Origin of the sequence: Nonomuraea sp. ZG12, from assembly GCF_052068115.1 — a bacterium.
Lineage (GTDB): Bacteria > Actinomycetota > Actinomycetes > Streptosporangiales > Streptosporangiaceae > Nonomuraea.
The window spans coordinates 165,355-188,675 of the sequence record NZ_JBQHCW010000015.1; the positions used below are offsets into that span (position 1 = coordinate 165,355).

General features: G+C 72.2%; 13 protein-coding genes and 1 pseudogene. 4 read left to right on the forward strand and 10 right to left on the reverse strand.

Annotation, left to right across the window (positions count from 1 at the left end; genetic code table 11):
- Window positions 1–32: 32 nt before the first annotated feature.
- The 4 genes from ACTMTF_RS32585 to ACTMTF_RS32600 all read right to left on the reverse strand — a co-directional run bounded on the left by ACTMTF_RS32585 (window position 33) and on the right by ACTMTF_RS32600 (window position 5,461).
- Window positions 33–908 carry a carbohydrate ABC transporter permease gene (locus ACTMTF_RS32585; protein WP_441114123.1) on the reverse strand — a complete coding sequence of 292 codons (876 nt, stop codon included), beginning with the start codon at window positions 906–908 and terminating at the stop codon, window positions 33–35.
- Entirely contained in the window at window positions 905–1,894 is a 990-nt protein-coding gene (locus ACTMTF_RS32590; RefSeq protein WP_441114124.1) for an ABC transporter permease, read from the reverse strand. Before ACTMTF_RS32590 ends, ACTMTF_RS32585 begins: the two co-directional genes overlap by 4 nt.
- Window positions 1,891–4,251, reverse strand: a complete 2,361-nt coding sequence (locus ACTMTF_RS32595; RefSeq protein WP_441114125.1) for a glycoside hydrolase family 3 N-terminal domain-containing protein — start codon at window positions 4,249–4,251, stop codon at window positions 1,891–1,893. The genes ACTMTF_RS32590 and ACTMTF_RS32595 overlap by 4 nt, the downstream gene beginning before the upstream one ends.
- A 202-nt stretch (window positions 4,252–4,453) precedes the next feature.
- Entirely contained in the window at window positions 4,454–5,461 is a 1,008-nt protein-coding gene (locus tag ACTMTF_RS32600) for a LacI family DNA-binding transcriptional regulator (RefSeq protein WP_441114126.1), read from the reverse strand.
- Window positions 5,462–5,648: 187 nt separating this feature from the next.
- Here ACTMTF_RS32600 and ACTMTF_RS32605 point away from each other — a divergent pair.
- The 4 genes and pseudogenes from ACTMTF_RS32605 to ACTMTF_RS32620 all read left to right on the forward strand — a co-directional run.
- Window positions 5,649–6,194: pseudogene (locus ACTMTF_RS32605) on the forward strand (beta-galactosidase); the annotation flags it as partial.
- A gap of 28 nt (window positions 6,195–6,222) precedes the next feature.
- Entirely contained in the window at window positions 6,223–6,867 is a 645-nt protein-coding gene (locus ACTMTF_RS32610) for a beta-galactosidase (RefSeq protein WP_441114127.1), read from the forward strand.
- A complete protein-coding gene (locus ACTMTF_RS32615) occupies window positions 6,759–7,493 on the forward strand; it encodes a beta-galactosidase (protein ID WP_441114128.1) in 735 nt (244 codons plus the stop codon). The genes ACTMTF_RS32610 and ACTMTF_RS32615 overlap by 109 nt, the downstream gene beginning before the upstream one ends.
- A gap of 113 nt (window positions 7,494–7,606) precedes the next feature.
- Window positions 7,607–8,524: an SPFH domain-containing protein gene (locus tag ACTMTF_RS32620; RefSeq protein WP_441114129.1), complete on the forward strand. Its 918-nt coding sequence runs from the start codon at window positions 7,607–7,609 to the stop codon at window positions 8,522–8,524.
- Between the two features lie 22 nt (window positions 8,525–8,546).
- Here ACTMTF_RS32620 and ACTMTF_RS32625 read toward each other — a convergent pair whose 3' ends face one another.
- From ACTMTF_RS32625 to ACTMTF_RS32650, 6 genes are read right to left on the reverse strand one after another with little or no spacing between them, the layout of a single operon-like run.
- Window positions 8,547–9,287, reverse strand: coding sequence for a hypothetical protein (locus ACTMTF_RS32625; protein ID WP_441114130.1), 741 nt, complete (start codon window positions 9,285–9,287; stop codon window positions 8,547–8,549).
- Window positions 9,288–9,310: 23 nt separating this feature from the next.
- Window positions 9,311–10,663, reverse strand: coding sequence for a condensation domain-containing protein (locus tag ACTMTF_RS32630; protein ID WP_441114131.1), 1,353 nt, complete (start codon window positions 10,661–10,663; stop codon window positions 9,311–9,313).
- Complete coding sequence (locus tag ACTMTF_RS32635; RefSeq protein ID WP_441114132.1) at window positions 10,660–10,932, reverse strand: phosphopantetheine-binding protein; 273 nt, start codon at window positions 10,930–10,932, stop codon at window positions 10,660–10,662. Before ACTMTF_RS32635 ends, ACTMTF_RS32630 begins: the two co-directional genes overlap by 4 nt.
- A complete protein-coding gene (locus ACTMTF_RS32640) occupies window positions 10,929–11,174 on the reverse strand; it encodes an MbtH family protein (protein ID WP_397014726.1) in 246 nt (81 codons plus the stop codon). The genes ACTMTF_RS32635 and ACTMTF_RS32640 overlap by 4 nt, the downstream gene beginning before the upstream one ends.
- On the reverse strand, window positions 11,171–16,756 hold the full coding sequence (locus ACTMTF_RS32645; RefSeq protein ID WP_441114133.1) for a non-ribosomal peptide synthetase/MFS transporter: 5,586 nt from the start codon (window positions 16,754–16,756) through the stop codon (window positions 11,171–11,173). The genes ACTMTF_RS32640 and ACTMTF_RS32645 overlap by 4 nt, the downstream gene beginning before the upstream one ends.
- The gene (locus tag ACTMTF_RS32650; RefSeq protein ID WP_441114134.1) at window positions 16,753–23,292 is read right to left on the reverse strand and encodes an amino acid adenylation domain-containing protein; all 6,540 of its coding nucleotides are present in this window, start codon (window positions 23,290–23,292) and stop codon (window positions 16,753–16,755) included. Before ACTMTF_RS32650 ends, ACTMTF_RS32645 begins: the two co-directional genes overlap by 4 nt.
- Between the last annotated feature and the right edge of the window lie 29 nt (window positions 23,293–23,321).

Below are 23,321 nucleotides of genomic sequence, written 5' to 3' on the forward strand. Positions count from 1 at the left end.
TGGTCAGGGGGTTGTTGAGGCGTGGGGCGGGCCTAGCCCTTGACCGCCCCGAGCATGACTCCGGAGACGAAGTACCTCTGGACGAAGGGATAGACCGCCAGGATGGGCAGGACGGTGAGCATGATCGTCACCGACTGGATGTTGGCCGCGGCCTGCGTCACCTCCGAGGTCACGGCGCCGGCGGACTCGGCGCCGGTGGCTCCGGCGATGAGGTTGCGCAGGTAGATGGTCACCGGGAACAGGTCCGTCTCGTGCAGGTAGAGGAACGCCGTGAACCATGAGTTCCAGAACGAGACCGCGTAGAACAGCACCATCGTGGCGATGACCGCCTTCGACAGCGGCAGCACGATGCGCCACAGGATGCCGTAGGTGTTGAGGCCGTCGATGGCGGCGGCCTCCTCCAGATCGGTCGGCAGGTTCTCGAAGAACGCCTTCATGACGAGGAGGTTGAAGACGCTGATCGCGTTGGGCAGGACGATGGCCCAGATGGAGTTCGTCAGCCCCATGCCGTTGATCAGCACATAGTTGGGGATCAGGCCGCCGGTGAAGATCATGGTGAAGACGGCCACCCAGATCAGGAACGTACGGCCCTTCAGGTGCCTCTTGGACAGCACGTACGCGTAACAGGTCGTCAGCAGCATCGCGATGGCCGTGGCGACGACCGTGTACACCACGGTGTTGCGATAGTTGGTCCAGAACATCGGGTCCGAGACCACGATGTTGTAGGTCGTGAGGTTGAACCCGCGCGGGATGAGGTTGACCTGCCCGGTGACGATGTAGCGCTCTTCGCTGAACGAGCGGGCGATGATGTTCACGAAGGGGTAGAGCGTCACGATCACGACGCCGGTGAGGATCACCGCGTTGATTCCCTGGAACACCCGGTAGCCCCGGCTCCGGTTGAGCGTCACCACAGGCTCGTCCCTACTGTGCGGCGGGAGATCAGGTTCGCCGAACCGATCAGCACCACCCCGATCAGGGCCTCGAACAGGCCGATCGCGGCGGCGTAGCTCATGTTGCTGGACTCCACGCCCATGCGGTACAGGTACGTCGAGATCACATCGGCGGTCGGATAGGTCAGCGGGTTGTACAGCAGCAGGACCTTCTCGAAGCCCACGGCCATGAAGGTGCCGATGTTGAGGATCAGCAGCGTGATCGCCGTCGGCCGGATGCCCGGCAGGGTGACGTGCCAGATCTGGCGCCACCGGTTGGCTCCGTCGATCCGGGCCGCCTCGTACAACTGGTCGTCGATCGTGGTCAGCGCGGCGAGGTAGAGGATGGTGCCCCAGCCGACCGTCTGCCACATCTCGGACGAGACGAAGATCGCCCGGAACCACTCGGGCTTCTGCAGGAAGGGGGTCGGCTCCTGGCCGACCAGCTTCAGCATCTGGTTGATCGGGCCGTCGATGGCCGTCATCTGCATGACGATGCCGGCCACGATGACGATGGACAGGAAGTGCGGCAGGTAGGACACCGACTGCAGGAACCGCTTCAGCCTCCGCGTGCGGATCTCGTTGAGCAGCAGCGCCAGCACGATCGGCAGCGGGAAGCAGAACAGCAGCGTCAGCCCGCCGAGGGTGAGCGTGTTGGTGAAGACGGTCCAGAACGTGGGGTCGTCGAGGAACATGCGCACGTAGCGCAGCCCCACCCACTCCTCGCCGAAGATGCTGCCGCCCGGCTCGAACTTCCGGAAGGCGATGACGTTGCCGATCATCGGCAGGTACCGGAAGATCAGGAAGAACAGCAAGGGCAGGAGCGCCAGCGAGTACAACTGCCAGTCACGGCGCAGCGCCTGCCGCCAGGTGCGGCGGGGAGCCCGCGTGCCGGAACGCGGGCGGGGGCGGGGAGGGGGCGGTGGTTCCCGGGTACCCTGACTGATCGTCTCGGTGGTGCTCATGTGTGCTCCCGCGTGATGGGGTCGACGCTCACCACCGGCAGGAGTCGCCGCTGGTGACCGATCTCGCGTTCCTCGCCCACCAGGCGGAGCGGCAGGGCCGCCACCGGCTCCGCGCTGGAGCGGGCCAAGCGCAGCTCGACGTCGCCGGGCTCGACCACGCGCCTGCCGTGCACGCCGGTGAACGAGGTGAGGTCGGCCGGGACGGTGAACGTCACCCGCGCGGCCTCACCCGCCTCCAGCGGGACGCGGGCGAAGCCGATCAGGCGGACCACCGGCCGCGTGACCTGCGCGACGGGGTCGTGCAGGTAGAGCTGGACGACCTCGACGCCGGCCCGCGGGCCGGTGTTGCGCACGGTGACGGCGACGGCCGTCTCGCCGTCCACGGGCCAGTCGGCGCCGCCGAGCGCCTCGGCCCGCTCCCACGCGAAGGTGGTGTAGCTCAGGCCGTGCCCGAACGAGAACGCGGGGGTGGGGTCGACGGTCGACACCTGCGAGCGCCGGCCCAGGATCGGCGACAGGTAGGTGGCGGGCGCGCCGGCGGGGTCGCGCGGCACGCTGACCGGCAGCCGCCCGGACGGGTTGACCGCGCCGGTGAGCACCTCGGCCAGCGCCTGGCCGCCCCGCTGGCCGGGGAAGAAGCCGTAGACGACAGCCGCGGCGGCGTCCGTCTCCGGCCCGAGCGCGTACGGCCGGCCGGCGAGCAGCACCAGGACCACCGGGGTGCCGGTGGCGAGCACGGCCCGCACGAGCTCGGCCTGCACGCCGGGCAGGCGCAGGTCGGTGGCGTCGCAGCCCTCGCCGGACGTGCCGCGCCCGAACAGGCCCGCCCGGTCGCCGACGGCGAGCACGCACACGTCGCTCGCCGCGGCCTCGGCCACCGCCGCCTCGATGCCGGAGGTGTCGTCACCGCTGATGTCGCAGCCGGGAACGTAGGCCAGATCGGGGACGAACGTGGCGAGCGCCTCGCGCAGCGACGGGATCTCCACCCCGAGCCCGTGCTCGGGATGCGGGCCGACGTGCAGAGGGAAGGCGTAGCAGCCGAGCATCGCCATCGGGTCGTCGGCGCCCGGGCCGACCAGGGCGATGCGTCTGCCTGGCCGCCGGCCGGGGGCGAGCGGCAGGACGCCGCCGGTGTCGCGGAGCAGGACCACGGCCTGCCGGGCCAGGCGCAGCGCGAGGTCCCGGGCGGTCTCGTCGTCGAGGCGGAGCCGGTCGACGTCGTCCGGAAGGGCCTGCCAGTCCTCGTCGAGCAGGCCGAGCTCGGCCTTCTGCGTCAGCACCCGGTGCAGGGCGCGGTCGATCAGCGCCTCGTCGACCGCGCCGGACTTGACCGCCTCGATGAGCGGCTCGCCGAACGCGTCGATCATGGGCAGTTCGACGTCGATCCCGGCCCGCAGCGCGAGCCCCGCCGCGTGTCCCCCGTCGGCGGCCACGCCGTGCTGGGTCTGCAGGAACCGGACCGCGAAATAGTCGGCGACGAGCGTGCCGGCGAACCCCCACTCCTCGCGCAGCAGCCCGGTGAGCAGGCTCTCGCTGGCCGCCATCGGAGCACCGTCGATCTCGACGTAGGAGTTCATCACCGAGCGGGCGCCGCCCAGGCGCAGCGCCATCTCGAAGGGCGGCAGGATGACGTCCGCGAGCTCGCGGGGACCCATCGGCACCGGGGCGAAATTGCGGCCCCCGGGCGAGGCTGAGTAGCCGGCGAAGTGCTTGAGCGTGGCCACGATGCCGGCCCGCTCGAGGCCGCGCACGTAGCCGGCGCCGACCGTGCCCACCAGGAACGGGTCCTCGCCGATCGTCTCCTCGGTGCGGCCCCAGCGGTAGTCGCGGGTGACGTCGAGGACCGGGGCCAGGCCCTGGTGCACGCCGGCGGCCCGCATCGAGGCGCCGATGTGGCCGGCCATCTCCTCGATCAGTTCGGGGTCGAAGGACGCCCCCCAGCTCAGCGGCGCCGGGTAGACGGTGGCCCCCCAGGCGGCGAATCCGGTCAGGCATTCCTCGTGCACCTGGGCGGGGATGGCGAACCGGCCGGCGGCGACGATCTCCGACTGGGTGGTGGCCAGCCGGTGCGCGCCCGCGACGGGATCGATGGGCTTGGTGCCGAACGGGCGGGTCAGCTGGCCCAGCCCGTGCCGGATGACCGCGCGGTGATCCACCCCGGCCATGTCCGCCTGGAGCGGGGCGACGCCGCCCCCCGTGGCGTCGGCGCCGACCCACATCCCGACCAGCTGGTTGACCTTCTCCTCCAGCGTCATGAGCGGCACGAGCAGTTCGGCCCGCTCGGTGGGAGACAGCCGGGGGTCCCGCCAGGGCGCGGTCCCGGCGCTTCTCATGTCGATCGGTGCCTGGTCGCTCATGCCATCCTCTCGCCCCGGAGACGGCGTCACCCCGAAAGTGGACGCTGCCGAAACTTTCGGTTAATCCGTTAATGTTTCCGAAACCTAAAGGGCACGGTAAGGCGTGTCAAGAGGGAGTCAACAGCGACGTCACGCGAAATGGACACGCTGCGGTAACGCCCTGTATCCGGCTTTGTTGCCGGAAAAATTTTCCGACGCGGAGTCAGCCGGAATGAGGGGCGGTGCTGTGCCTGACGTTGAGGGTCGTGGCGAGCTCGATGCGGGTGCCGGCGGCGCGCGGATGGGTGAGATTCTCGTGGACCAGGCGGATCGCCTCGTTGGCCATCTCGTCGAGCGGCTGGCGCACGGTGGTGAGAGGCGGCGTCATCATCTCGCACTGCGGCAGGTCGTCGAAGCCGACGATGGACAGGTCGTCGGGGATGCGGACGCCCCGGTCGGCGGCGGCTTGGTAGACGCCGGCGGCCATCAGGTCGGAGCCGGCGAAGATGGCGCTCGGCCGGTCGGCGCGGTCGAGCAGCTCGGCGCCGGCGGACTTGCCGCCGGAGACGCGGAAGTCGCCGTAGCGGGTCAGCCCGGGGTCGGGGGTGATGCCGAAGGTGCGGTGCGCGGCGAGGTATCCCTCGTAGCGGTCGAGCGTGCACTGGGTGTCGAGCGGGCCGCCGATGAAACCGATCCGCCGGTGCCCCAGCTCCAGCAGGTGGGTGGTGGCCATGACGCCGCCGGACCAGTTGGTCGCGCCGACGGCCGACAGCCGCGGGTCGCGCCCGCCGGCCGGGTCCAGGAGCACCAGCGGGACGTGCAGCAGGTTTCTGATCGCCTCGATCTCGTCATGGCCGGCCCTGGACAGCACCAGGACGATCCCGTCGGTGCCGCGCTTGCGCAGGATGCCCGTCCAGCGCCGCAGGTCGAAGTCGGACCGCTCGGACGAGGTCACCACGAGGGAGAATCCCCAGCGCGCCGCCGCCTGCTCCGCGCCCCGGACGAGGACCTGCGCCCAGGACGAGCCGAGGCCGTCGATGAGCAGGTCGACCATCCCGGTCCGGGAGGCGCTCGGCGGGCGGGCCGGCTCGTAGCCGTGGGTCCTGGCCGCCTCCAGCACCTTGTCGCGGGTGGCCGCGGAGACATGCTTGCGGCCGCTCAGGACCTTCGAGACCGTGGGCACGGAGACGCCGGCCGTCGCCGCGATGTCGGCCAGCGTGGCTCGTTGCAACGGGACCCCCTGATGCGCTCACGGACTGTTGACAGGCCCGCGAGGCGGAGCCTACCGTAACGCCACAGCAAGGTCACAAACTATTTTCCGATAACCCTGCCGATATTTTCTCACACCATTTTCCGTTTCCAGCACTGCTGTTAGCGCTATCAGCCTTCAGGGCTCGGGGAGCGTAAACGTGTCTCGCATGTCCGCATTCAGAAACCGGGTCGGCGGGCTGGCGTTCGGCGGCGACTACAACCCCGAGCAGTGGGACCCCGCCGTGTGGCGCGAGGACATGCGGCTCATGCGCGAGGCCGGGGTGAACGTGGTCTCGCTCGGCGTCTTCGCCTGGGCCTCACTCGAACCCGAGCCCGGCAGGTACGAGTTCGGCTGGCTCGACGAGGTCATGGACCTGCTGCACGACAACGGCATCAGCGTCAACCTGGCCACCCCCACGGCCGCGCCGCCCGTCTGGCTGACCCACCTACACCCCGAGGTCTTCCCGATCATGGCCGACGGGGACCCGTTCGGCTTCGGCAACCGGTTGCATTACGATCCCTCCTCGCCGGTCTACCGCCGGTACGCGGCCGCCGTCACCACCAAGCTCGCCGAGCGCTACTCCTTCCACCCGGCGCTGGCGATGTGGCACATCAGCAACGAGTACGGCCCGACCGCCTACAACGAGGCCGCCTCGGCGAACTTCCGGCGCTGGCTCCAGCGCCGCTACGGCGACCTGGACACCCTCAACGAGGCCTGGACCACCCGACGACATCCCGGTGATGACCAACTTCATGCGCTTCTACCGCAACGCCGACTACTGGTCGTGGGCGCCGGAGCAGGACGCGGTCGCGCTCGACATCTACCCCGACCCCGCCGACCCGGACGCGCACGTCTCGGCCGCCTTCCAGTACGACCTGTTCCGCTCGCTCAAGGGCGGGCAGCCGTGGATGCTCATGGAGCAGGCGGCCAGCGCGGTCAGCCAGTGGAAGCTCAACGTCGTCAAGGAGCCGGGCCGGATGCGGCTGGGCTCGCTGCAGGCGCTGGCCCGCGCGGCCGACTCGGTGATGTTCTTCCAGTGGCGGGCCGGCCGGGGCGGGCACGAGCGCTTCCACTCGGCGATGCTCCCCCACTCCGGCCCTGGCTCCCGCACCTTCCGCGAGATCGTCGACCTGGGCCGGGAGGTGAAGCTCCTCTCCCCCGTGGCGGGCACTCGGATGCGCGCCGACATCGCCGTCCTGTTCGACTGGACGGGTGGTAGGGGCTGGAGGAGACGTTCGGGCTGCCCCGCAACGACTTCGGCTACGTCGACACGGTCATGCGGCACTACACGCCGCTGTGGCGCGAGCACTACCCGGTCGACGTGGTGTCCACCGGCAGCGACCTGGCCCCGTACAAGGTGCTGGTGGTGCCGAACGCGTACCTGATCGACGACGCGGGCGCGGCGGCGATCATCGCGTTCGCCCGGGGCGGCGGGACCGTCGTCATGTCGTTCTTCTCCGGCGTGGTGGACGAATGCAACCGGGTCCGTCCGGACGGCTACCCGGGCGCGTTCCGACAGCTCATCGGCGCGAGGATCGACGAATACCGGCCGGCCAGGCCGGACGAGCGCTTCACCGTCGAGTTCGCCGGCGGGCGCACCGCGCGGTCGAGCTGGTGGCGCGACGACCTCCACCTGGAGACCGGCAAGGCGCTGGCCACCTACACCGACGGCCTGCTGGCGGGCCGGGCCGCCGTCGTCGAGAACTCCTTCGGCGCCGGCCGGGTGGTCTACTTCGCCACGCTCCTGGAGGAGACGGCCTTCGACGACGTCCTCCTCGACGAGGTACGGGCCGCCGGGGTGGGTAATCCGTTCGCCGGCGTCCCCTCGCACGTGGAGTGCACCGTACGAGGGGACGAGCGGCAGGAGTACGTCTTCCTCCTCAACCAAAGCCCCGACCTGCCCGCCACTGTCCCGCTGGCCGGCGGCGGCACGGACCTGCTCACCGGATCCGCCCTCTCCGGGCAGATCACCCTCGCCCCGCTCGGCGCGGCGGTGGTCCGGCGCGGCTGAGCCGCCCTCTCCTACATGGCTCACCTGCGAAAGATGGGTGCTGGGCCCGATGGCGGAACCCACGGCCGACGGCGAGAGTGGAGGCACGGCCCAGCAAGCAGGAAGGAGTGAAGATGGACGCGATCGCCCTCGGCGCGAGCCTGATCATGATCCTGCTCGCCACCGTCGTCATCAGAGCCGTCATCACCTTCGTACCCAGAGGACGGCGGCTCGTGGTGACCAGGCGCGGTCGCGCGGCCACGGTGAAGGGGCCCGGCCTCGCCGTCGTGCTGCCGGGGGTGGACAGCGCGGTGATGACCCCGCACGAACCCGACTACCTGGACATCCTCTGGCTCGCCGCCACCACGGCCGACGGGGTGGCGGTGAGCGTCAACGGCCTCGCGCTGGCGTCGGTGCGCGACCCGGTCGGTTACGCCCGGCATCACACCTCGCCGGTCTCGGCGACCGTCACCGAGGCCGAGGAGGCGATCCGCCGCTACGTCTCCCGCCACGACCTGGCCGAGCTGGCCGACCCGTCGGACGACGACCTGCGCGAGCTGTCGGCCACGATCACCGAGCGCACCGGCGAGTGGGGCGTCGAGGTGGCGCTGATCGAGTTCTCCCGGATCGAGATCCGGCTCAAGGACGACCTGCTGAAGTGGGCGGACGGGTTCGCCGTCCGGCGGGCGGCGGCGCTGTCCGCACGGCCCGACGGGTCCCGCGCGGCCGCCCCGGACGGGGCGACCTCACCCGCCCTCTCGCACACCGACTCGCACTCCGTGCCCGGCACCGTCTCGCACACCGTGCCCGGCACCGGGACGCTGCACCACCGCATGACCCGGAGCGGGCAGCGGCTGGCCGTGCTGGCGCGCGGGGGCGAGCGCACGCTGTTCGTCTACGGCGCCGGCGCCGGGGACACGCCGCTGCAGACCATCGTGATGGAGCGGGACGAGTCCGACCATCTGGCCGAGCTCCTGCACAGCGAATCCGTCCCCGAACGGCTGGCCGCCCTGGAACGCCGCCTCGCCGACCTCGCCGCCCAGCCCCGCTGACCCTCGCCCCTGAGCACGTCGGTCACTTGATCGGCTGGACGTCCACCGTCTTGGGATCGGGGGCCTTGATCGATGTCTTGGCGCCCCATCCGGTGAAGCGGCTGTCGATCGTCATGGTCTTACCCTCGTGATTGCCCACGTCGAACACCGCCGTCGCCGCGTACGAGCTCTTCACCCTGCTCACGAGCCCGACAGAGGTAAGGGTGAGGGTGTAGCTGACCGTCGTGTCGTCGTGCATGCGCAGCGGGACGGACTGGTCGAACCAGGGCGAGATCTTGTCGAGCTCCTTAAAGGTGATCTTCCCCGTGATGGCGCGCTTGGTCAGTTTGCCCTTCTTGATCAGCGCGGCCAGGGTCTTGGGCTCGGCGGGGTTGATGACCTGCCCGTTGAAACCGCCACCCCCGGCGCCTCCGCTCGTGCGCCTGGCCCAGGTCTTCCCCTCCAGAAGCCGGAGCGACGGGCTCTTGAGGTAGCTGAATTTGTCGACGGAGATGACCCTCTCGAGCCTCTCGGGAGCGAAGGTGGTCACGATGTCATAGGCCGCGATGCCCTTGGCGTTGAACTGGAAGGTGCCCTTGCGGCTCTGCACCTTGGTCTTCTCACCCGACAGGGTGGTGGTCTCGGTGAAGCGCACGCCGTGCCCGGCGACGAACTCACCCTTCAGCGCCCGTACCGGATCTTTGGCCTTGGGGGCGGCGGCCTGGGCGGGGAGGGCCACCAGCAGGGGGGCGCAGGCCGCCAGCGCGATGATCGTTCTTCTCATGGGATGATCATGCCGAAAGCGGGTCACGGGCAGGCCACGGCCTCGGTCAGACTGCGCACCAGCAGGGACTCGACGCCGAGCAGCATCTCCTGCGCCGTCTCCCGGGACAGGTAGGCGGTGTCGATGATGAGACTGAGCTGCCCGATGTCGGGCGCCGTCCCCACCGTGAAGAACACCTTGAACCGGACTCCGGGCCACGCGTTCGTGACGTACGTGTGGGTCTTCCCGGTGAGGGGGGCCAGGTCCGCCTCCGGTGCGAACCCGGGCAGGTTCGGCCAGCTGCCACCTCCTCGCCGGTCGTTGAAGAAGGCGTCCAGGTCCGGCTCCCGGCCGCGCCGCCGGCCGACCTCCTCCCGCATGGCCTGCATGGCGAACGGGTCGTAGTGCGCGTTGCGGTAGGCCATGAGGGCGCTGCGGTGCGCGGCCCGGCAGGTGTCGGCGAAGTCGGTGCCCGGCAGGTCGAGCACCAGCAGCCCGTCCTGCCCCACCGTGGCGACCATGCTCTCGGTACGGGGATCGCGCCGGTTGCTGTGGACCAGCTGCATGACGGCCCGCCTGCGGCCGTTCACCCGGGCCAGGGCGGTGGCGCAGGCGGCGATCAGGACGCTGGTCGTGCTGATCGTCCACCGTTCGGCCAGCCGGACGGCCGCGGCGGCGAGCGCGACCGACTCCATGCCGACCTCGATGAACCGGGGGTCCTCCGGCTCGCCCGCGGGATGGTCGAACACCTCCAGCGGCACCTCTTCGAGCACCGGGCGCCAGTAGCGGATGGACCTGGCCGAGCGGGCCAGGTACGGCTCCGTGCGCTCCAGCTCGGCCTGGTCCAGGGGTGTCCACGTGTCGGCGGGCGGGTCCTCGCCCCTGAGCAGTCCCCGCCACCGCGCGGAGAGCAGGCTCAGCGCCTGGAAGTCCACCGCCAGGTGGGAGAAGGCGAACGCCAGCGCCTTCGGCCGGCCGTCGGCCGTCACGACGGCGCAGCGCAGCGGCAGGTCCTCGCCGTGCGCGAAGACGGTCCTGCTCAGCTCGCCGGCGAGCCGTTCGGCCGCCTGCAACGCCCGCTCCTGGCCTGCCTCCACCAGCTCCACGGTCAGCTCACCGCTGCCGGCCACCCGTTGCACCGGCCCGTCCGGCGTGTCGACGAAGGTGGTGCGCAGGCTGTCGTGGCGTTCGAGCAGCACGCGCAGCGCCTCCAGCACCGTGCCGAGGTCGCGCCTGCCGTAGACGGGCAGCACCCAGGGGCAGTTGAGGAAGGACTGGCTGTCGCCCATCAGGTGGACGGCCCGCCACATCAGCCGCTGCCCCCACGTGAGCGTCCCCTCGCCGTCCCGCTGCCCGCCGAACGTCACCGTCCGGACGTCCTTCCGGCTCGCGGTCATCGCTGCGGCTGCCCGGCCATCAGGTCGGCGAGGTGGGCGGCCAGGGTGCTCACGTACTCGAAGGACGACAGGTCGCCGCTGAGGTCGACGTCCACGCCGAAGACGTCCTCGATCGCGTCGACGAGCCGGATCAGGGCCAGCGAGCTGAGCCCGAGCGCCGAGAGCGAGTGGCCGCCCGCGAGCACCTCCTCGGCGCTGATCTCGCCGTCGGACAGGCCGGCGATCATGTCGGCCAGCTTCCGCTCGAGCTCCTCCGTGCCCGTCGTCACAGCGCACCCCCCGTGCCGCCGACGCCGGCGGGGGCGTTGGGGGCGTCGTCGGCGTCCTGGCGGGCGCGGACGCTGCGCGGACGCATGTCCGTCCAGACTTCGTCGATGTGCGCCAGGCACTGCTCCCTGCCGCCGGCGAAGCCCTCGGCCCGCCAGCCGTCCGGGAGTGGCCGGTCCGCGGGCCACAGCGAGTACTGCTCCTCGTCGTTGACCACCACCTGGTGGCGTGGGGACTCGGTCATGTCAATGCCTCCGTCTTGTCGCGCTTAGCGCGCTTGTCGTTCTTGTCGGGCGCGGTGGAGCCGGTGGACGTGGTGGTGCGGCGCAGGGCCTGTACGCCGACCAGGTCGTCGGCGATGGCGTCGGGCACCTCCTGGTCGAAGCGGGCCAGCGCCGGGATCCGCATGGCGATCAGGGTGATCACCAGGATGGCGGCGCCGAAGAGCAGGTACATGAAGCCGATGCCGCGTCCCGGTCCGGTGCCGATGAGCGCGCCGACGGTCGGGGCCAGCGCGCCGTCGTCCAGGAGCAGCGGATCGAGCACCGAGGCGGCGTACGGGGCGACCAGGCCGAAGCCGACGGGCAGCGTGGACCAGGCGATGAGCGTGTTCATCGCGAACACCCGGCCGTGGAACCGCTGGGGCACCTTGACCTGCACGATCGTGGTGTAGATGCCGTTGAGCAGGGTGAGCCAGGCCGTCATGCCGCACACCCCGATCGCGATCACGGTCAGGTCGGCGCGCATGCCGGTGACCACGCAGAAGACGCCCAGGGCCAGGGTGCACAGCAGCACGCCGCGCAGCCGCAGACGGCGCGGACCGCCCCAGACGATCATGATGAGCGCGCCCGCGAAGGTGCCGACGCCGGCCAGGAAGGAGATCCGCCCGACGTCGGCGAGCCCGGCGAAGGAGAGCACCAGCGGCGAGAACATCAGCAGGAGCGGCGACAGGAACACGTTCAGCACGACGAAGAACAGCAGCATGCCGACGAAGCCGCGGTGGCCGAGCGAGTAGCGCAGCCCGCCGAGGATCTCGGCCTTGATCGACTCGCGCCGTCGCCAGGGCATGGTGGCGGGGAACTTCACCATCAGCAGGATGACGATCGCGATCGCGTAGCTGGCCACGTCCAGGATGAGGATGCCGCCGAGGCCGATGCCGGCGAGCAGGCCGACCGCGAAGATGGGCACCAGGAGCTGGGTGGTGCCGTTGCTGAGCTGCATGACGCCGACCGCGTGCCCGAGGTAGCGCTTGGGCACGATCTGCGGCACGGCCGAGAAGTACGCGAGCCGCTGGAAGGTGAGCGCGACCGACAGGCAGCCCAGCAACGGGTAGATCATCGGCACGGACAGGTTGCCCGTCCACAGCAGCACGCCGAAGGCGAGCTGGATGGTGAACGCCGCGGCGTCGGCGGTGAGCATCACCCGCCGCCGGCTCGTCCGGTCGATGATCGCCCCCGCGATCGGGGCGGTGAGCAGGCCGGGCACCAGGCCGACGACGGCCATCAGGGCGAACTGCGCCACCGACCCCGTCGTGGTGTAGATCCACAGGGGGACGGCGAACTCGGTGAGCGCCGTGCCCATGATGGAGACGAGCTGGCTCAGCACGACGGCGAGGAAGCGCGGGATGCCGGGCTGTGGCCCCGCCGGCCCCGCCGCCCCGGCCGCCGCCGAGGGCGAGTCGGCGTGGGACACGTCGTGCAGCCACCAGGTGGCGTCCGGATCGCGTGCCGGTTTCAGCCGCGCGGGCGGCTTGGACAGCTTGGGGTGGACGGTGGTGACGATCTCGGCCAGCTCTTCGGCCCGATATTTCAGGAAAAAGTGCCCGGCTTCCGCGAGCACCACCACAGCCGACGTCGAGGTCAGGAAGTGCCATTCACGGAAGCGCTCCTGGTAGTAGTCCGTCGCCGGGTCCTCGGAGCCGACCACGCTGATCACCGGGGCGCGCAGCCGGTCGGGCCCGGCCTCGAACAGGCGGGTGTAGTACTCCTCGGCCTCCCGGGAGTCGCGGCGCATGTTCCGCACGATCCGGCGGGCCTGCGCGGGGTCGAGCTCGCTCATGTCCACGCCCTGCGAGATCAGCCAGTTGACGTAGCGCTGGTCGCTGCGCAGCCGCTCCGCCTCGGCGAAGCGGGCGATCCGCGACATCAGGGCGCCCCGTGGCCGGGCGAAGGGGAAGATCCCGCCGATGTGAACGGCGGTGAGATCCCGTCCCGCGGCCTCCAGCCGGAGGGCGATCGCCACGGTCACGGCCGAGCCGACACCGCAGTGACCGTACAGCGCGATCGGGCCGTCGACCTTCTCCAGGATCTCGCTCACGCAGGTGGCGACCAGCTCGTCCAGCGACAGCGGGTCCTCCTCCAGGCCCACGTCGTGACCGGGGATCGCCACCGACCACAGCGCGTGCCCGTCCGGCAGGGCGTCGGCGAGGGGCTGGTAGACGACCGCGCTGCCGCCGCCGTAGGGAACGCACACATGGCTGAGCACCGGCGCCAGGCTGCGGGCCGGGGTCAGGCGGTGCAGCAGCGAGCGGGGGCCGCGCCGCTCGGCGGGGGTGTCGGCGAGCGCCGCCAGCTCGCGGATCGTGGGGTGCTTGAACACGTCCATCACGCTGACCGCGCCGCCGGTCTGCTTGCGCAGCCGGGCCACCACCTGGGTGGCGAGCAGGGAGTGGCCGCCGAGGTCGAAGAAGTCGTCGTCGACGCCGATCGCCTCGACACCCAGCAGCTCGCCCCAGATCGCGGCGAGGGCCAGCTCGGTCGGCGTGCCGGGGGCGATGAGCTCGATCCCGGCGTCCCGGCCCGCGACCGGCGCCGGCAGGGTCCGCCGGTCCAGCTTGCCGCTGGGGCCGAGCGGCAGGGCGGCCAGGGTGACGTAACCGCTCGGCACCATGTAGTCGGGCAGCGTCCTCTTGAGCTCGGCGCGGACGCCGGCGTGGTCGAGCACCCCGTCGAGCACCCCGTCGAGGTCCTCCTCCCGGTCGGCGTCGGCCGGCGTGATGTAGGCCACCAGGCGGGGATCGCCGGGCCGGTCCTCACGGACGATCACGGCGGCGTCCCGGACGGCGGGCAGGGCGCGGAGCGCCGCCTCGATCTCGCCGAGTTCGATCCGCAGGCCGCGCAGCTTCACCTGGGTGTCCAGCCGGCCGAGGAACTCCAGGGCGCCGTCGGGGCGGTGCCTGGCCAGGTCACCCGTCCGGTAGAGCCGGGAGCCCGGCGGGCCGTACGGGTTCGGCACGAACCGCTCGGCGGTGAGCGCGGGCCGGTTCAGATAGCCCCGGGCCAGGCCCGCGCCGGCGATGAACAGCTCGCCCGGCACCCCGATCGGCACCGGCTCCATGGCCTCGTCGAGGACGTACAGGGCGGTGTTGGCGATCGGGGTGCCGATCGGCACCCGGGCCGCCGTGGTGAGCGTCGCGGGCAGGCAGTGCCAGGCCGACACGTCGACGGCCGCCTCGGTCGGGCCGTACAGGTTGTGCAGCTCGGCGGCGGGCAGCGTGGCGACGCAGCGGCGGGCCAGGTCGGCGGGCAGTTCCTCGCCCGAGCAGATCACCCGGCGGAGCGCGCCGCAGCCGGACGCGCCCTCCTCACCGAGGAAAACGGCGAGCATCGACGGCACGAAGTGGGCGGTGGTCACGCCCTCGGTGACGATCAGCTTGCGCAGGTAGGCCGCGTCCTTGTGGCCGCCGGGGGTGGCCAGCGCGAGCCTGGCGCCGGTTCGCAGCGGCCAGAACAGCTCCCACACCGACACGTCGAAGCTCAGCGGCGTCTTCTGCGCCACCACGTCGCCGGCGTCGAGCCCGAACCGCTCCTGCATCCAGTCCAGGCGGTTGGCGATGCCGGCGTGCGTGTTGGGCACGCCTTTGGGCCGTCCGGTGGAGCCGGAGGTGTAGATGACGTAGGCGACGTCGTCCGGTCGCACCTCGGGAAGCGGCCCGGAGGCGCCGGTCCAGACGCCGGGGTCGTCCAGGTCGAGGGTGATCGCGGTGGTGGGCGGTAGCGTCGGCCGGATCCTGGCCTGGGTGAGGAGCGCGGCCGGCGCCGCGTCCGACAGCATGAACGCCACCCGGTCGGCCGGGTAGTCGGGGTCGATCGGCAGGTACGCCGCGCCCGCCTTGAGCACGCCCAGCAGCGCGGGCAGCAGTTCCAGCGAGCGCTCGGCGCAGACGGCGACGACCGACCCGGCGCCCACCCCGAGGCCGCGTAGCGTGTGCGCGACCTGGTCGGCGGCCGTGTCCAGCTGCTCGTAGGTGAGCGAGCGGCCTTCGAAGCGCACGGCGGTCGCCTCGGGCGTGCGGGCGGCCTGCTCCTGGATCGGGCCGTGCAGGGTGGCCGGGCCGGGGAAGTGCCTGGCGGTGTCGTTCCAGTCCTCGACGACCAGGCGCCGTTCGTCGCCGGTGAGCAGGTCGAGCTGCGACAGCCGCAGGCCGGGCCGGGCGGCCACTCGCTCCAGCAGGGTGCTCAGGTGGCCGGCCAGCCGCTCGACGGTGGCCGCGTCGAACAGGTCGGTGTTGTAGACGAAGAGCCCGGACGAGCCGCCGTTCGGGTCGTCGGTGACGTAGAGCTCCAGGTCGTAGCGGGTCGCCCAGGTGTCCAGGGGGAAGTCCGCCACGTTCAGCCCGGCCGGCGGGGTGATGGTGGCGTCGCGGAAGTTCTGCATGGCGAGGATGACGCCGAACAGCGGCGACCTGGACACGTCACGGGGCAGGTCCAGCTCGGCGACGAGCTGCTCGAAGGGCAGGTCCTGGTGGGCGAAGGCGTCCACGGCGACCTCGCGCACCCGCTCCAGCAGCTCCGCGAACGTGGGGTCGCCCGACAGGTCCACCCGCATCGTGAGCATGTTCACGAAGCAGCCGATCACCCCGTCCAGCTCCGGAGCCTGGCGGCCCGCCACCGGTGATCCGACCGCGACGTCGGAGGCGCCCGCGTAGCGGCCGAGGAGCGCGGCGAACCCGGCCAGCATCGTCATGTACGGCGTCGCGCCGTGCTCACGGCCCAGGCGCGCCAGCTCGGCGGAGACCTCGGGGCTCAGCGGGAAGGCTCGCGCCGCGCCGGTGTAGGTGCGTTCCGGCGGGCGGGGCCGGTCGGTCTGCAGGTCCAGCGGCTCCAGCCCGGCCAGCCGGTCGCGCCAGAAGTCCAGGTCACGCCGCGACGGCGGCAGATCGCGCTGCCAGGCCGCGTAGTCGCCGTACCCGACCTCGAGGGGCGTCGGCCGCTCGCCCTCGTAGCGGCCGAAGACCTCCCGCAGCAGCAGGTCGGCCGACCAGCCGTCGGCGGCGATGTGGTGCACCGCGATGACCAGCACGTGATCGTCGCCGGCCAGCCGCACCAGCAGCGCCCGCGCCACCGGACCGGCGGCCAGGTCGAACGGCTCGGCCAGGAACTCCTCCACCAGCGCCCTGGCGGCGGCCTCGTCGTGGGCGTCGCGGCGGGTCAGCGGCAGCGTGACGTCGTCCGCGACCTCCACCCGCGGCCGGCCGTCCCAGGTCGCGGGGTAGCGCATGCGCAGCGCGTCATGGGCGGCCACCACGGCGTCGAGCGCGGCGGCGAGCGCCGCCACGTCGAGCGGGCCGCGCAGCCGCAGCCTGATCGGGATGGTGAGCTGCGTGGTGCCGGGCGCGAACTGCTCCAGGAACCACAGCCGCTCCTGGGCGTGCGACAGCGGCGGCGGCTCGTGGCCGGGCCGGGCGGGAATGGTGCGCCGCACCGGCGCCACCGCACCGCGCCGCAGCCGCCGCGCGAGCAGCTCCTGCTTGGCGGCCGACAGCTCGGTGGCCGACAGTTCGGTGGCGGGCAGTTCGGTGGCAGGCTGGGCGTCCGGGCCGGTCAACGGGGCACCTCCACATCCAGCAGGCGAGCCGCCTCCGCGTCGGAGAGGCCTGACAACTGTTCGATCAGCAGGTTCTCGACCGCGGCCGCCAGCTCGGCGACGCTCGGCCGGTCGAACACGGTGCGGATCGGCACCTCCACCTCGAGCGCGTTCCCGAGCAGGGCCGCGACCCGGGTGGCCAGCAGCGAGTGGCCGCCGAGGGCGAAGAAGTCGTCGAGTGTGCCGACCCGCCCGACGTCCAGGCCGAGCACCTGCTCCCACACCCCGGCCACCAGCGCCTCCGCGTCGGTGCCCGGCGGCACGAACAGCGCCGCCGCTTCCGGCTCGGGGGCCGGCAGGGCGGCGAGGTCGATCTTGCCGGTGATGGTGAGCGGCAGCGCGTCCAGCGGCACCCAGCTCGTGGGCACCAGGTGGGCCGGCAGGCGCGCGGCCAGGTGCCGGCGCAGCTCGTCCGGCTGTGCCGCGCCGACCACGTACGCCACCAGCCGGTCCGCGGCCGCGGTCACCACCGCCTGGCGCACCCCTGGATGGGCCAGCAGCGCGGCCTCCACCTCGCCCGGCTCCACCCGGAAGCCGCGTACCTTCACCTGGCCGTCCAGGCGGCCCAGGAATTCCAGCGTCCCGTCCGGCAGCCTCCGCGCCCGGTCCCCTGTCCGGTAGAGCCTGGATCCTGGTGGTCCGTACGGGTCGGGGATGAACCGTTCGGCGGTCAGCGCCGGACGGCCCAGGTAACCCCGCGCCAGTCCGGCCCCGCCCAGGCACAGCTCGCCGGGGAAGCCGGGCGGCACGGGCTCGCCGTACGGGCCGAGGATGTGCGCGGTCGTGCCGTCGAGCGGCCACCCGATGGGCGGACGGCGGGTCGCGTCGTCCACGCCGAGGGTGACCGCCGTGGCGATGACGGTCGCCTCGGTGGGTCCGTAGGTGTTGACCAGCCTGATCCGGTCGCCGAACCGGTCCCGCCACCGCGCCACGGCCGTGGCCTGGACCTGCTCACCGCCGAGGATGACCAGCCGCAGTCCCTCGGGCCAGGCCACGTCGTCGAGCGATTCGGTGAGCCGGTGCCAGTAGGCGGTGGGCAGGTCCAGCACGGTCACCTCCCGGCCCGCCGGGGTGCGCAGCGCGGCGGGCAGGCTGAGCGCCCCGTCCGGCAGCAGCAGCACGCCCGCGCCGGCGGTCAGCGCCGGGTACAGCTCTTCGGCGTGGGCGTCGAAGCTGAGCGAGGCGAACTGGACGACGCGGTCGCCCGGCCGCAGGTCGTACGCCTGCCGCATCCAGCGGACGCGCCCGGCGAGGCTGCCGTGCTCGACCAGCACGCCCTTCGGCACGCCGGTCGAGCCGGAGGTGTAGATGACGTACGCCGGGTCGTCGTGCTCGACCTCGTGCCAGCCGCCGAGCCAGCGGTCGTCGCCGCGCCGGGCCTCGTCGGCGGCGATGAGCGTGACGGTGTCCGGCGGCAGCCGCCGGGCGAGCCGTTCGTCGGTCACCACCAGGCGGGCGGCGCTGTCGCCGATCAGGAAGGCGAGCCGTTCGTCGGGATGGTCCGGGTCGAGCGGCAGGTACGCGCCGCCGGCCCGCCAGATGGCCAGCAGCGCCACCACCGCCTCGGCCGAGCGGTCCAGGAGCGCGCCGACCACACACCCGTCGGCGACGCCGCGCCGCCGCAGCGCCGCGGCGAGCCGCGCCACCCTGAGGTCGAGCTCGGCGTAGCTCACCCGCTCCGCGCCGCACAGCAGGGCGGTGGCGTCGGGGGTGGCGGCGACCGCCCGCTGGAAGAGCACCGGCACGGGTTCGCTCTGCCGGTACGGTGCGCCGCCACCCGTCAGGGCGGCCGGGTCGCCGCCGCCTGCCAGGGCGGCCGTGTCGCGGCCGGTCAGCAGCGGCAGCCGCGACAGCGGGGTCTCGGGGGCGTCGGCGATGCCGCGCAGCAGCACGGCGAACCGCTCCGCCAAGCCCTCGACGGTGGCCGCGTGGAACAGGGTGGCGTCGTAGCCGAGCACGGCGAGCAGCCCCTCGTCGTTACGCCAGGTCTCCAGCGCCAGGTCGAACTTGGCCTGCCGGAACCCGCCGTCGAACAGCTCCACGCCCAGGTCGCCGACCCGCTCCGGCGGCGCGCCGTCGCCCGCCTGACTGTGCAGGATGATCATGGTGGCGAGGAGTGGATTGCGCTGCAGGTCGCGGGGCACGCCCAGCTCGCCGATGAGCCGTTCGAACGGCACGGCGCGGTGCGCGTGCGCGTCCAGCACCGTGCCGCGGGTGGCGGCGAGCAGGTCGCGGAAGGGCGGGTCGCCCGTGAGGTCGCCGCGCAGGACCAGGGTGTCGGTGAGGTAGCCGATGACCGGTTCCAGCTCGACCCGGTCGCGGGTCGCCCACGGCGTGCCGACCAGGATGTCGCTCTGCCCGGTGTGCCGGGCCAGCAGCACCTGGTAGGCGGCGACCAGCACCATGAACAGGGACGCGCCGTGCTCCTGGGCCAGTCGTTCCAGGCGGGTGACGACCTCCTGCGGGATCCGGAAGGTGTGGAAGGCCCCCTCGGGCCGTTCCCCGCCTGGCTTGTCCGTGGGCAGCTCCAGCAGGGGCGGCTCGGCCAGGCGGCGGCGCCAGTAGTCCAGCGACTCCTCGGCCGCCTCGCCCCGGTCGCGCTCCCGCTGCCACAGCGCGATGTCGCCGAACTGCACCGGCAGCGGGGCGAGCGGGGGCTCGGCGCCGGCGGCCGCGGCCTGGTAGAAGGCGAACAGGTCGTCGAACAGGACACTGAACGACGAGCCGTCGGCGATGATGTGGTGCAGCACGAAGCACAGGACGTGGTGGCCGGGGCCGATCGTGAGCAGGGTGATCCGCAGCGGGGGCGCCCCGGCCAGGTCGAACGGCGCGTTGGTGCGCTCGGCGACCAGCCGCCGCGCCCGCTCCTCTGGGTCGGCCTTACAGTCGGCCGTTGAGTCGCGCTCCGGGGCGGCGTCTGAGGCGGCGTCCGAGGTCAGGTCCAGGCGTTCGACCTGGACGGGGCCGGGCGGGTGGATGACGGCGATCGGCTCGCCGTTCACGTCGGGGAAGCGGGTGCGCAGGCTCTCGTGCCGCGCCACCAGCGCCTCCAGCGCGGCATCCAGCGCGCCGACGTCCAGCGCGCCGCGCAGCCGCAGCACGAGGCACATGTTGTACGACGCGTCGCGCGGGTCGAACCGTTGCAGGAACCACAATCGCTCCTGGCCGAACGACAGCGGCGGGCTGACCCCTGGCGGCCGGCGAACGGGCCTGTCATCCCCCTCGTCCGGGTCGTCCGCCGTGGGCTGGTCGGCGCGGAGGCGGGTGATCTCCTCGACGATCCCGGTGATGGTGGGATCGTCGAAGAAGGCGTCCAGCGACACGTCGACGCCGAGCCGTTCCCTGATCCGGGCGGTGATCTGGGTCATGGTGAGGGAATGACCGCCGAGGTCGAACAGGTCGTCGTCAACGCCGATCTCGTCCACGTCGGCCGGATCCAGCACCTCCCGCCAGATCCGCCGAACGATATCGGCAAGATCGGCTTCGACCAGATCCCCCCGCACAGAACCCGTCAGGTCCCCTCCGACCGGGCTCGGGGCTACGGCCGGGGCGTCACCGGAGTCGGTCAGCGCTCCTGAGGAGGTCGGCAGCGCCGCGCGGTCGAGCTTGCCGACCGGGGTCAGCGGAAGGGCGTCCAGCAGAACGTACGAGCTCGGCAACATCGCAGGTGGCAGCGTCCTGGCCAGATGGGCGTTCAGCGCGCCGGGCTCAAGGACCGCACGAGCCTCGACGGCCGCACCAGGGCCAGGAACCGGGCCGGGCCCGAAGGCCGCACCGGGTCCCGAGGCCGGGCTGGGTTCGGAGGCCACGCCGGGTCCGGGGGCGGGCCTGATGGGCGCATCAGGTCTGGAGGGGGCGTTGGGGGCTGGGACGACGTAGGCGATCAGGCGGGGGTCCTCGGTGTCGCGGACGATCACCGCTGCTTCGGCCACCTCGGGGTGCTCCAGCAGGCGGGTCTCGATCTCGCCGAGTTCGATCCGGTGTCCCAAAAGCTTGACCTGGCCGTCCTGACGGCCGAGGAACTCGATCTCGCCGTCGGCCCGATACCGGGCCAGGTCTCCCGTGCGATACAGCCGCGAACCGGGCGGGCCGTACGGGTCGGGGACGAATCGTTCGGCCGTGCGGCCCGGCCTGCCCCGGTAACCGCGGGCCACCCCGGCTCCGCCGACGCACAGCTCGCCCGCGACGCCCATCGGCACCGGGCGCAGGGCCTCGTCGAGCAGGTAGATCTGGGTGTTGGCGAGCGGGCGGCCGATCGTGACCGTGTCACCGAGCTCGCCGTACGTGCTCCAGATCGTCGTCTCGGTCGGGCCGTACACGTTGAGCACCCGGTCGCAGCGGGCGCGTAACTCCTCCGCGAGCCGGGGCGGCAGCGCCTCGCCTCCGGTCAGCGCGGTCACGCCGCCGATGCCGCCCGGCAGCAGCAGCCGCCACACCGACGGGGTGGCCTGTACGTGCGTGACGCCCTGCTCGGCGACCAGCCGCGCCAGCGCCTCCGGTCGCCGCACCGCGCCGTGCGGGGCGACGACGATCCGGCCACCGGTGATCAGCGGCAGGTAGAGCTCCAGCGCGGAGATGTCGAACGCGGGCGAGGTGAGGGCGAGCCAGGTGTCGGCGGGACCGGACTTGAGCCGGTCGCGCATCGCGAGCAGCAGGTTGGCCAGGTTCCGATGGTCGACCTCGACCCCCTTGGGCCTCCCCGTGGATCCCGAGGTGTAGATCACGTACGCGATCTCGGCCGGCTCCGGCCCGGTCTCTCCGACGAGCTTCAGCCCGGAATCAGGCTCCCCCTCACCGACGACGAGCGCCGGGACGGAGAGGTCCGGGGTGGGCGTTTCGGACAGCAGGAGACGGGGCTTCGCGTCAGCCGTGATCATGGCGAGGCGTTCGGCCGGGTGGTCCGGGTCCAGGGGCAGGTAGGCGGCGGCGCACCGGTGGACGGCGAGCAGGCTGATCAGGAGGGTGTCGGAGCGTCGCAGGTGGACCGCGACCAGGTCCCCGCGCGCGACTCCGGCGGCGCGGAGCCGCAGGGCGAGACGGTCGGCCGCGGCGTCCAGGCCGGCGAAGCTGAGCGAGCGGTCCTGGTACGTCACGGCGGTCGCGTCCGGGCGGGCCCGCACCTGCTCGGCGAACAGGCCGGGCAGGGTGGCGCCGGCGGGGTAGGCGGCGGCGGTGTCGTTCCACTCGGTGAGCAGCCGCCGTCGCTCGGCCGCCGGCAGGACGTCCAGGTCGGACAGGTGGGTGTCGGGCTCGGCGGCGGCGCCGCGCAGCAGGGCGCGCATGCCGTCGGCGAACCGGGTCACGGTGCCGGTGTCGACGGCCGCCGGGTCGAACCGCAGGCACAGGGCCAGCCCGTCGGGTCCGTCGACGAACTGCAGGTGCAGGGCGTTGCGTACGCCGCCGCCGAACATCATGCGGTCGACGGAGAGCTCCAGGCCGGGGAAGACCGGGTCGGCCGCCGCCTTGCGGTAGCTGATCGACACCGGTATCGCGGCGCCGCCCGGCGGCAGGCCGGCCGCCCGAGCCAGAGGCACTTCCCGGAACCTGTACAGCTCGCGCAGTTCGCCCCGGATGTCCTGTACGAACTGGCCGAACGCCTGGTCGGCCGCAGGGCGGGACAGCACGGCCAGTTCGTTGACGAACGGCCCGATGTGCTCGCGGGTGGCGGGCCCGCGCGTGGTCACGTCGATCGCGACCGCCACGTTCTCGGTGCCGTACCGGAACAGCAGCGCGTGCACCCCGGCGAGCAGCACCTCGAAGGTCGTCGCACCGACCGCCGCGGCCACCGCGGCGGCGTCCCTGCCGAGTTCGCGGTCGACGCCGACGTCGATCTGCTCGCCGACGCCGATCTGCCCGGCGACGCCGTGTCGCCCGGTGGTGCGGCGCTGGCCGGGCAGGACGAGGTCGGTGGGCCGCGTCCAGCGGGCGGCCCAGAAGTCGCGGGCGGCGGGCAGGGCTGCCGACACGCGCTCGTGTTCGGCGCGCACGGCGTCGTCGATGGGCAGCGGCGGCACGGGACCCGGCGTCCCGGAGCCCATCCGGGACGTGTAGCAGCGGGCCAGGTCGTTGATCAGGATGTCCTTGGACATGCCGTCGAAGACCAGGTGGTGAGCGACGAACAGCAGCAGGTGCCGGTTCGGCCCGGCGGGCGCGAGCGTGAACCGGGCCAGCGGTCCCTTCTCCAGGTCGAAGCCCCGTGCGCTCTCCTGCCGGATGAGGGCGCCGGTGGCCGGGCCGACGTCGTCGGTGAGCGTAACGGACGGCTCGGCCCCCGTGACCAGCCGCGGCCCGTCACCGCTCTCCTCCACGGCGGTGCCCAGCACCGGATGCCGGGCGGCTACGTCCGCGCACGCCGACAGCAGTGCGCCCACGTCGAGGTCGCCGTCGAGCCACAGGGCGAGCGGCATGTGGTAGGCCGGACCGGCGCCCATGCGCTCGCTGATCCACATGACTTGCTGGGTGAACGTAGCCGGAAGGCTTTCCTGGTGGTGCGTCATGTCCGTTCTCTCTGTCTCATCCACTGGCG